Origin of the sequence: Daejeonella sp. (genome assembly GCF_044232565.1) — a bacterium.
Taxonomy (GTDB): domain Bacteria; phylum Bacteroidota; class Bacteroidia; order Sphingobacteriales; family Sphingobacteriaceae; genus Daejeonella.
Window position 1 is genome coordinate 1 of sequence record NZ_JBIILQ010000109.1, and the last position, 8,730, is coordinate 8,730.

7 protein-coding genes are annotated in these 8,730 nt (G+C 34.2%); all 7 read left to right on the forward strand.

Annotated features, from left to right (window positions below):
- Positions 1-703: aspartate carbamoyltransferase catalytic subunit (locus ACILQF_RS07390; RefSeq protein WP_395626777.1), on the forward strand; the 703-nt coding region annotated here is incomplete at its 5' end.
- A 145-nt stretch (positions 704-848) separates the two neighbouring features.
- On the forward strand, positions 849-3,875 hold the full coding sequence (locus ACILQF_RS07395; RefSeq protein ID WP_395626778.1) for a tetratricopeptide repeat protein: 3,027 nt from the start codon (positions 849-851) through the stop codon (positions 3,873-3,875).
- Between the two features lie 6 nt (positions 3,876-3,881).
- Complete coding sequence (locus tag ACILQF_RS07400; RefSeq protein WP_395626779.1) at positions 3,882-5,552, forward strand: hypothetical protein; 1,671 nt, start codon at positions 3,882-3,884, stop codon at positions 5,550-5,552.
- A 46-nt stretch (positions 5,553-5,598) separates the two neighbouring features.
- On the forward strand, positions 5,599-6,693 hold the full coding sequence (locus ACILQF_RS07405) for an HU family DNA-binding protein (RefSeq protein ID WP_395626780.1): 1,095 nt from the start codon (positions 5,599-5,601) through the stop codon (positions 6,691-6,693).
- Entirely contained in the window at positions 6,693-7,391 is a 699-nt protein-coding gene (locus tag ACILQF_RS07410; RefSeq protein WP_395626781.1) for a MotA/TolQ/ExbB proton channel family protein, read from the forward strand. The genes ACILQF_RS07405 and ACILQF_RS07410 overlap by 1 nt, the downstream gene beginning before the upstream one ends.
- Positions 7,388-7,786: an ExbD/TolR family protein gene (locus ACILQF_RS07415; protein ID WP_395626782.1), complete on the forward strand. Its 399-nt coding sequence runs from the start codon at positions 7,388-7,390 to the stop codon at positions 7,784-7,786. Before ACILQF_RS07410 ends, ACILQF_RS07415 begins: the two co-directional genes overlap by 4 nt.
- The gene (locus ACILQF_RS07420) at positions 7,783-8,610 is read left to right on the forward strand and encodes an energy transducer TonB (protein WP_395626783.1); all 828 of its coding nucleotides are present in this window, start codon (positions 7,783-7,785) and stop codon (positions 8,608-8,610) included. The genes ACILQF_RS07415 and ACILQF_RS07420 overlap by 4 nt, the downstream gene beginning before the upstream one ends.
- Positions 8,611-8,730: the final 120 nt, after the last annotated feature.

An 8,730-nucleotide genomic window follows, 5' to 3' on the forward strand; every position in this document is an offset into this window, starting at 1 on the left:
CAACTTTGCAGCCTCCTCATCTTCTGTAAGCAAAGGCGAAACCTTAATAGATACAGTAAATAACATATTAGCTATGAAAGTAGATATGGTGGTCATGAGACACCCCTACCCAGGCGCCGGTATCTTTCTAAGTAAGCATGTGAATGCGCAAATTGTAAACGCAGGTGATGGCGCTCATGAACATCCAACCCAAGCCCTACTCGATGCTTTTTCTATACGTGAGAAATATGGTGATGTAAGAGGTAAGAAAATAGCCATTATTGGTGATGTTCTTCATTCAAGAGTAGCTCTTTCTAACATCCTTTGCCTTCAAAAACTTGGCGCAGAAGTAATGGTTTGCGGACCAAGTACCCTCATTCCTAAATACATTGGAAGCTTAGGTGTAATAATTGAGCACAATCTCTTAAAAGCACTAAATTGGTGCGATGTTGCAAATATGTTACGTATTCAGTTGGAGCGACAAGATATCAAATATTTCCCTTCATTAAGGGAGTATTCTATGATGTACGGGCTTAATAAACAGATACTTAACTCGCTAGATAAAGAAATTACTGTTATGCATCCGGGGCCAATAAACCGAGGAGTGGAAATTACAAGCGATGTTGCCGACAGTAAACAATCTATTATCCTCGATCAAGTAGAGAATGGAGTAGCCATAAGAATGGCCGTGCTGTACTTATTAGCTAATCAACGAATGCAATAGTACTTTAAGATTTAAATATTTTTTAGTTTTTCAATAACATCCATAACAAGTATTCGTTTTAATCTATTTTCAACACATGTTAATTATTAATCATATTAAACTAGACTAGTTTAGATTAATTTAGTAATTATAATTTTGCTTATCTATGCTCAGAAAATACTCACTATTCACATTCATTATTGCATTTCTATCAATTCCCGCGCTAGCTCAGCAAAGCACTTGGTTTGATTTAAACAAACACTATAAAAGTGGGCTTCAATTACTTGAAAATGAAAAATATGCTGCGGCATCCAATCAATTTAAAAGTGTCATAAGAACCCATCAAAAACCAAGTATAAAAGTCGAAATAAACACAGAAATTAGTTTAATAAAAGAAAATTCACACTATTATATCGCTCTCTGCGCATTAGAATTGGGCAATACTGATGCAGAATCATTATTCTTAGATTTCATAAACACCTATCCTGCCAATAATTATACTAAACTTGCTTTTTATCAGGTTGGTCGATATTATTTTGCTCAAAAAAATTACCCCAAAGTAATTGAATGGTTGAAAAAGCTTGAAGATAATAGTTTATTAGGAAAAGAATCATCGGAATACCGATACAAATTGGCCTACTCCTATTTTGAAGTTAAAGAGTTGAATCAGGCTAAAGCTCTTTTTGCGCAGCTAAAAGATGAAAAAACCATTTATAATGAACAGTCAATTTATTATTTCGCCTTTATCAGCTACTTACAAAAAGATTTTAAAATAGCATTAGTTGAATTCGAACGATTAAAAGGTTCAAAATTGTATGAAAATAGTTATCCGTACTATATTTCTGCCCTATACTTTTTAGATAAGCGTTATGATGACGTTCTTAGCTATGCTATTCCAATCTTAAAATCGAGTAAGCAATTGTTCGAAACAGAAATGTTCCGAATTGTTGGAGCGTCATATTTCGCAAAATCAGATTATGTAAATGCAGGTCAATATTTTGATAATTTCCAGCAGAAAGATCAAAGCAAAACCCAAAGCAACCAAGATAATTATCAAATTGGATATACTGCTTTTAAACTGAAAAAATATGAAAAAGCTATCTTAGAACTCGAAAAGCTTGAAACTGCAGATGAATATTTTCAAAGTGGAATGATTGCCCTGGGGGAGTCGTTCCTCAAAACAAATAACAAACAAGCAGCAAGAAGCGCTTTTTTTAAAGCGTCAAAACTGGACTTCGACAAACAATTAAAGGAAGAAGGTCTATTTAATTATGCCAAACTATCATATGAGCTTGAATTTCAGCAAGTTGCACTTGACGCCACTCAATTATTCATTAAAACATATCCTCAATCGCAAAAACTGGATTCCGCAAAAACTTTATTGGGTGAAATTCTTCTTACAACCAAAAACTATAAAGATGCCATAGACATCCTAGAAACTATCCCAAATAGAAATAAAGAGGCTAATGAAGTCTACCAAAAAGTAACATATTACAGAGGATTAGAGTTTTACAACGAGAGAGCTTTTCAAAATGGGATTTCTATGTTTATGCGTTCCAATAAAAATGTTGAAGATGACGAGATTCACTCCCTTTCAACTTATTGGCTAGCCGAAGCAATGTACGAGGTTAGAAAATTTGGTGAGTCGGTAACTAACTTTGAGAAATTTATGTCGCTGCCAGCATCGAAAAAAACCGATGTTTTTAACTTTGCACACTATGCATTGGCTTATGCCGCATTTGAGCATGAAAACTATAGGAAAGCAGCAACTTATTTCTCGCGTTTCCTTCGTGGCAATGAAAAAGATCAAAACACCATAAACGATGCCATTCTAAGATTAGCAGATTCCCATTTTGTTTTGAAGGATTATGATGAAGCATTAGTTTATTACAATAGAATTATTGCCTCCCGAACAAATAGTGAAGATTATGCACTTTTTCAACGTGGAATGATTCAAGGTTTACAAGGTCAAAAGGACTCGAAAATAGCAACTCATACGGCCCTGCTTCAACAATTTCCAAATTCAAACTATTCGGATGATGCAAGTTTCGAAATACCGTACACCTATTTTATTAAGGGTGATTTTGAAATTGCAAAAACTGATCTTAGTGCCTTAATTCAAAAATATCCTCGCAGTAGTTATGTGCCACGCGCTCTGATTACTATCGGACTTGTAGAATTAAATCAAGACCAGGAAGAAGCTGCGCTTAGAACCTTTAAACGGGTAGTAAGTGAATACACAACTACCGATGAAGCAAAACTTGCACTCGAATCAATCAAAAATATTTATCTTCAAAATTCAGATGCTGCCGCATTTTTAGACTATGCCAATAGCACAAGCATAGGAAACTTAAGTACTTATGAACAGGATAATATCACTTTTCAAGCTACTAATAATCGCTTCCTAAACGGGGATTACCAAGGTACATTTGAAGCGGTTAACGCTTATTTTGATAAGTTCCCTAAATCGATACATGATAAGCATGCTCGTTTTATCAGGGCAGAAAGTTTAGTTAAATTGAAAAGACCTGATGAAGCTATCCCTGATTATGAGTATATTCTGAACGACTGGACTAGCGATTACACGGAACGTGCACTTATTAGCATCTCTAAAATATACCTTGCTCAAAAGAAATACAATGAAGCTATTGTTCATCTCAAAAAGCTAGAACTTACTTCTGAGTACAAGTCTAATTACAGTTTCGCAGTAAATAACTTAATGGAGGCTTATTCAAACATGAATTTGCCAGATGAAACTATGCTTTATGTGAAACTTATTAGAGAGTCTAATAAATCATCTGAGGAAGATATTTTTAGAGCAGGTTTATACTCTGGAAAAGCAAACCTCATTGTTGGCGACACCGTTCAGGCAGTAAATGACTTTACTTTAGTTGCAGAAAAAACACAAACCGTAACAGGTGCTGAAGCAAAATACAATCTTGCTCACCTTTTATATTTAAAAGGTAAATATAAAACCTCTCTTGCTGCGGCATTCGACCTAACCAATAATATGCCTTCGCATGATTACTGGGTTGCAAAAACCTATATTCTCATTAGCGATAACTACATTGGCATGAAAGATATTTTTCAAGCTAAAAGCACCCTTCAAAGTATCATCGAAAATTATGAGGTTGACGACGATGATATATTAATAACTGCCAAAGAAAAATTGAAAAAACTAACAAAAAAATAATTAAAAATGCGTAATTCTACTTTTAAATATACTCTGATAATTAGTTTGCTTAGTTTATCCATTTTGACACAGGCTCAAGATAAAAAAACTGAAACTCCTCCTAGCAAAGAGGAAAACACACTAACAGAAGAAATTGAGGTTATAAGACCCTATAAGCCCGTTTTAGCAGACGCCGTAAAGATTAGGAGAAATCCTAATATGGATAATCAAAAACCATTTAAACCAGTTTTAAGCTACAGTATCATCGATAAAAAACTTGAACTCAATTCTAATATCAAAGAACTTCAAGCGCAGAAAATGGAAGATGAAGGGGCTCCCCTTTTATCTCATAACTTTGCAAAATTAGGCGCAGGAAATTTTAATACTGCACAAGGTGAGCTTTACATTAATTCCGGTCGCGATCAGGCCCTCCAAACAGGAGCCTATTTTAAACACCTTTCTCAACAGGGTAATCTGCCCCAGCAAAAGCTATCTAATCAAGAAATGGGGGTGTTTGGAAGAACAATTGCAGACTCTTATACTGTAACAGGAAATTTAAAATATGATCGAAGATCGTTTTTCTTTTATGGCTTTGATCCTACTTTTTCGGTTCTTACCGACATAAGTAAACAGCGTAATAATACAATTTCTGCAGATGCTGAAATCATTAGTAATTATTCTGCTTCACCTATTTTAAATTATGCTGCTAATGTTAAAGCCTACCAATTTAGCACCCTGACTGATGCTAAAGAAAGCTCCGTAATTTTGAATGGATTCCTTAGTAGAGATTTAAACTCTTTCAATATCGGATTGAATGCCTCGGCGGATTTAACTTCCACGAAGGATGTTTCTTATAAAATTGCAAATAATTTAATTAAAGTAAACCCATATCTTAATTTTAAAGGAGACAACTATAATCTCAAACTAGGAGCAAATATTGTACAAGAACTAGGAACAAATACTAGGTTAAACCTTTTCCCTTCAGTATCAGCAGAATTTGCTGTCTTACCAGGATATGCAAATATCTTTGCAAAAGTAAATGGAGATGTTCTAAAGACTTCAATTCGAGAAATTGCTTTAGAAAACCCCTTTTTAAACGAAAATTTAGGATTAAAAAACTCCCTTGAACGAATGAATGTTGAGGCTGGGGTAAATGGCAATGTGGGTGCTGCATTTGGCTATAAAATCATGGCTTCTTACAAGAAAATTGATAATATGCTACTTCTAGTGAATAATCCTACAAAAATTAATCGCTTCGATGTAATTTTTGATCAAGGAAAAAGCACAGTTTTAGGACTTGAAGGAGAAATAAATGTAAAAGCATCGGATGTTTTTGAAATAAGCGGTAAAGCGCAAATCTTCAACTATAACCTTGCTTCAGAATCAGAAGCTTGGTTTAAGCCTAGCCTAAGGTTAATTTCAAATGCAAAGGCCCAAGTAAATCAAAAACTTTTCATAAACGCAGAAGTACTTTTTCAAGGAGAAACTTCTGCTAAAGTAAGTTCTGGATCGGTTGGATTTAAAGCAAGTACTTTAAAAAGTTTCATAGACCTAAGTGCAGGTGGAGAATATAAAGTAAATCAAAAAATTGGAGTATACTTGAGAGCGAATAACTTATTTGGGCAATCTTATCAGAGATATCTATTTTATCCCAACATGGGAATTACCATATTTGGTGGTGTAAATTATTCCTTCTAACGCTATGTTTGGCAGCTTGATAATTAAAATATAACTTTACCCTTAAATGGAATTAGGACAATATATTGTAGATCTGTTACGTGGGCAGGATGAGGTAAGCGTTATCGGACTAGGCACTTTCACTAAAATGAGGGTTTCTGGTTATTTTGATCCAAATAGCAATTTATTCTATCCTCCATTTTACAAAATATCTTTCCAAGAGATTGAAAAAGAAGATTTTAGTCTAATTCAGCATATCAGCAGTAAAGAAAACTTAAATCAAGCTTCTGCTGAAGAAGAAATAAAAAGCTTTGCTTCTGGCATTTTAAATTCGCTTGAAAACGATAATTCAATTGAAATAAAGGACTTAGGGCAGTTCCATAAAAATGATGGAATCCTATCTTTTGAACCAATTAACTATTTAGAATCAAACGAAAACAATTTAAAATTAATTCCAGTCCAAGAATTAACAACTAATAAATCAAACTCCACTACCAAACAAAAAGAGCAAGAAATAACTCCAACAGTTGATGTAGCAGAGTCGCCAAGCAATGCAATTCAAGAAAAAGGAAGTACTGAAGATTTGGAAGAAGTTTCTGAAGAAACTTCTCAAACAAGGTCTTGGTTAAAGATATTCATTGGATTTATAATATTTTTAGCGACTCTAACGGCCTTATTTTACCTCAACGAAGACTTCAATACCTTCATAAAAAATAAAAGCGTTGGATTGTTTAGTCAAGCAGACAGTACTAATCAAGAAAACACCATTTTAATTGATTCCACAAAAATCAATGCCGACTCACTCAATATTGCAGTGGATAGTGCTTCAATAATTGCAGATAGCCTCCAACAAACAAAAGATTCTAGCATAACAGCAACGATTGACACGCTAAATAAAGTTCTGAGTAATGATTATCCAACTTTTGAGATTATTTCTGCTGCATTTACCAAAAAAACCGAAGCAGAAGCTTATATGAAAATGCTTAGTAAAAAAGGAATTCAATCAAAAGTTGTAGAAAATATGCCCGGTAAAATGCTAAAGATTAGTCTAGGTACCTTCTTAGATGAAGAATCAGCTAAAATAGAATTACATAGAATTCACAAAGAAATAAATAAAGAAGCCTGGATAGCCCGGGTTAAACCATCTAAAAAAACCAACTAATGTTTTTACTACAAATTGATACACTAAGTCCCATAACTGATACCGCAACATCTACCGTTCAAACGATGCAAACCGGTGAAGAATTAAGATTTATTGAACTACTTTTTAAGGGTGGCTGGGTAATGGTGCCACTGGCGCTTCTAGCCTTTATGGGATTAGTAATTTTCGTAGAGCGTTATCTAACTATTAGAAAAGCATCTAGAAATGAGATGAATCTTATGATGCAAGTTAAGCAAAGTGTTAAATCTGCTAAACTAGATACCGCATTAGTAATCTGCAGAAATAGTAATACCCCACTTGGACGAATGCTTGAAAAAGGTCTTTTAAGAATCGGAAGACCAATAAAAGATATTGAAGGAGCTATTGAGAATGTTGGAAAACTTGAAGTGTCAAAGCTTGAGAAAAACATCAGTATCCTTGGTATTATTGCAGGTATCGCACCTATGCTTGGTTTCGTAGGTACTATTATTGGAGTAATTACTATTTTTCATGAGGTATCTGTTAAAGGTATAATTGAGATTGGAACTATTTCCGGCGGACTATACGTTAAAATGATAACATCAGCAACGGGTTTAATTATTGGTATAATAGCCTATGTATTGTACCATATTCTAAATATTATGGTGGATAGAATTATCCTTAAGATGGAAACTGATGCTATTGAATTTATAGATTTATTAGAGGAACCAGGCAAATGAATTTAAGAAAAAGACAGAGAGGAAGCGTTGAAGTACATACTTCAGCATTGAACGATATCATGTTCTTTTTGCTGTTGTTTTTCCTATTGGCTTCTGCTGTGGCAAATCCTAATGTGGTTAAATTATTTTTACCTAGGTCGAGCTCCGGGCAATCAATTCCACAAAAGACCATCAATGTATCTATTACTAAAGATTTAGAGTATTTTGTTGAAAAAAAACAAGTGAATGCATCTGATTTATTTCAAAATATTGAAGTTTATCAAAAAGCATCACCTGATCTTACCATTATTTTATACGCGGATCGTACCATTGCTATTGAAAATGTAATTGAACTCACAGATATTGCTAATAAACTAAAGATTAAGCTTGTTTTAGCTACAGAAACAAAGAAATGATCGAATATCATCCACAGGAGGAAAATAATTACCCTAAAGCATATGCCATTTCAACCGGCATCATGATTGCTTTTCTGGCGATTAGTTTTTTTATTGTAGCGAGTCGTGTAGAACCAGATACAACAGGTGGGACAGGCGGAATAATTGTCAATTATGGAACCTCTGAATTTGGAATGGGCGATGATTACATGAGTATTGAAGAACCTTCTACCTCTCCAGATGCCAATAATGTTGCGCCTGACAAAGTCATTGTGAATAAGAATACTTCAAATGAAGTAAGCTCGGAAGTAACAGATAAATCAATTGCCACACAAAATAATGAAGACGCACCTGAAATAGTTACCAAAGAAAAAAGTAGTTCAAAAAACCCTTCAGTAAGTACTCCTACAAAAGAAAGTAAGCCAGCAGTAAACCAAAATGCACTTTATAAAGGCAAGAAAAATGATGGACTAGGAAAAGGTGATGGAACAGGTAATGTTGCTGGTAATCAAGGAAGTACCAACGGCGATCCCCTCTCACCTGATTATGGCGAAGGTGGTTCAGGTAATGGGAGTTATGCACTTGACCTCAAAAGCAGAAAATTTACCAATCTAACAGTCCCAAAAGATGATGGTCAAAAATATGGTAAAGTAGCCGTTAGAATATATGTAGATAAAAATGGTATTGTTGTAAATGCTATTGCTGGTGTAAAAGGAACTACTCTATCCGATAAGGCAATTTGGGAAAAATGCCGCATTGCTGTTATAGGATCTTCCTTAAATAAACTTGAATCAGCACCTGATGTTCAGATTGGCGTGGTGATGTTTAATTTCAAGGTCAAATAAATTGTCACCGCTATAACTTATACCTTTGATCAGAATAATATCTTTTTAAAATTCTAATTTCAATTGAAAATTGCTTTTTTGTATACCAAATATAAAATCCTTGAAAGCGAATTTTGCCAT

What these genes read in the sequence shown, in the direction of transcription:
- ACILQF_RS07395 (WP_395626778.1), top strand. Translation starts at nt 849, where the DNA reads ATGCTCAGAAAATACTCACTATTCACATTCATTATTGCATTTCTATCA.
- ACILQF_RS07400 (WP_395626779.1), top strand. Translation starts at nt 3,882, where the DNA reads ATGCGTAATTCTACTTTTAAATATACTCTGATAATTAGTTTGCTTAGT.
- ACILQF_RS07405 (WP_395626780.1), top strand. Translation starts at nt 5,599, where the DNA reads ATGGAATTAGGACAATATATTGTAGATCTGTTACGTGGGCAGGATGAG.
- ACILQF_RS07410 (WP_395626781.1), top strand. Translation starts at nt 6,693, where the DNA reads ATGTTTTTACTACAAATTGATACACTAAGTCCCATAACTGATACCGCA.
- ACILQF_RS07415 (WP_395626782.1), top strand. Translation starts at nt 7,388, where the DNA reads ATGAATTTAAGAAAAAGACAGAGAGGAAGCGTTGAAGTACATACTTCA.
- ACILQF_RS07420 (WP_395626783.1), top strand. Translation starts at nt 7,783, where the DNA reads ATGATCGAATATCATCCACAGGAGGAAAATAATTACCCTAAAGCATAT.